This window comes from Microbacterium sp. GbtcB4 (assembly GCF_019091465.1).
Taxonomy (GTDB): Bacteria; Actinomycetota; Actinomycetes; order Actinomycetales; family Microbacteriaceae; genus Microbacterium; species Microbacterium paraoxydans.
The window spans coordinates 1-297 of the sequence record NZ_JAGXJJ010000054.1 but is presented as its reverse complement, the minus strand read 5'-3'; the positions used below and the strand labels follow the sequence as shown (position 1 = coordinate 297).

General features: G+C 77.4%; 1 pseudogene. It reads left to right on the top strand.

The features are described 5' to 3' along the window. Window positions 1-297, top strand: a pseudogene (locus KVS71_RS17255) (hypothetical protein); the annotation flags it as partial.

The following is a 297-nucleotide window of genomic DNA, read 5'->3' as shown; positions in this document are numbered from 1 at the left end:
GCCGTCCCCGACCCCGACCAGCCCGCCACGCTCGCCCCTGCTGCCGTGCGAGAGGGAGCGCTGGAGGCGTTCCTCCGGGTGGCCGGCGCCTCGTCGAGTCCACGGACGGCGCGGGCCGACCGCGACGCGCGGATCCTCGGTCGGGCGTTGCTCGTGGCGGCCGCGCGGGACGTGATGTCGACGACGGGACGCCTGCGCCTCGCACGGCTCAGCGCCGCGACCCAGCCCACGGCCGCCCTTCGCGGCCCCGATCCGTACAGCGCCCGGCACTGGTACCTCGCGAACGAGGTCGCCTCC